Genomic DNA, 1474 nt, shown 5'->3' on the forward strand with positions numbered 1-1474 from the left:
GCGACCCCCCAATTTCTACACCTCCCTCTCGTCGGCCGGCGTCAGATGTTTAAAAGAAACAGCGAATAGGCAGGGCGGGGGTCACCGGCCCCCGCCTCGACCCGTATCTGCTGGCCGCCGCCTTCTTCGCCGTCTACACGGCGATCTCCGTCACCCGCCATCTGCGGTACCACAACCGCTCCTGGGACCTGGGCATCTTCGAGCAGGTCGTCCGCTCCTACGCCCACCTCCAGGCGCCCGTCTCCGACCTCAAGGGACCCGGATTCAACATCCTGGGCGACCACTTCAGCCCGGTCACCGCGCTGCTCGCCCCGTTCTACCGGCTCTTCCCGACCCCGGTGACGCTGCTCGTCGCCCAGGCCGCCCTGTTCGCGCTCGCCGTCGTCCCCGTCACCCGCGCCGCCGCCGCTCTCCTCGGCCGGGGCGCGGGCGTGGCCATCGGCGCCGCCTTCGGGCTCTCCTTCGGCATCCAGCGCGCCGTCGACTTCGACTTCCACGAGATCGCGTTCGCCGTGCCGCTCCTCGCCTTCGCGCTGGAGGCCGTGGTCAGGGAGCGCTGGCGCGCGGCGCTGCTGCTGGCGCTGCCGCTGCTCCTGGTCAAGGAGGATCTGGGCCTGACGGCCGCCGCGCTGGCCATCGTCGTCGCCCTGCGGGCCAGGGAGCGGCGGCCGGGGATGGTGGTCCCGGCGCTCGCCGTCGCCCTGTCCGCCGCGCTGGCCTGCGCGGTGACCCTGACCGTGGTCATCCCGGCGTTCAACACCGGGGGCGGCTACGACTACTGGTCCAAGATCGGCGAGGACGGGGGCGGGGTGGCCGCCGGGGCCCTGCTGGACGGCGCGGGCGAGAAGGCCAGGACACTGCTGTGGCTCCTGGTGCCCACCACCGGACTGCTCGCCCTGCGCTCCCCGCTGGCCCTGGTGGCCCTCCCGACGCTCGCCTGGCGGTTCGCCTCCCGGGAGCCCCACTACTGGTCCACGGACTGGCACTACGACGCCGTGCTGATGCCCGTCGCCGCGCTGGCCCTCACCGACGCGCTGGCCCGCGCCCGCCTCTCGCCCCGGCCGTGGCTGCGCACCTACGCCCACCACCTCCCGGCCGCCGTCCTGGCCGCGGCGGCCGCGCTCGCCACCACGCTGCCGACCGCCGCGCTCGCCAGTGCCGAGACCTACCGCCCCGGGCCCTCGGCCGAGGCGGGCTCCCGCGTCCTCGCGGCCGTTCCCGACGGGGCGACCGTCGCGGCCAACGTCCGGCCCATCTCGCATCTGACGCAGCGCTGCCGGGTGTTCTGGATCGGCGGCAGCGGCGAGGTGGTGCCGCGCTATGTCGCGTACTACGACCCGGACCAGACCGCGAAGTCGCTGACCGCGTACGCCGAGCGGCTCTACCCGGGGGCCGGCGGCTGGAGCGTGGAGGCCGAGGGCGGGGGCTACTGGGTGCTGCGGCGGTGACCGACCTCACAGCCCCGGGACTGCAC

The 1474-nt window shown here is 74.2% G+C and carries 1 protein-coding gene; it reads left to right on the plus strand.

The annotated features are described in order from the left end of the window. Window positions 1-161 precede the first annotated feature (161 nt). The gene (locus tag ADY01_RS35590; protein WP_324613493.1) at window positions 162-1448 is read left to right on the plus strand and encodes a DUF2079 domain-containing protein; all 1287 of its coding nucleotides are present in this window, start codon (window positions 162-164) and stop codon (window positions 1446-1448) included. Window positions 1449-1474 lie beyond the last annotated feature (26 nt).

This window comes from Streptomyces sp. SBT349 (assembly GCF_001083795.1).
In the GTDB taxonomy this organism is placed as follows: Bacteria; Actinomycetota; Actinomycetes; order Streptomycetales; family Streptomycetaceae; genus Streptomyces.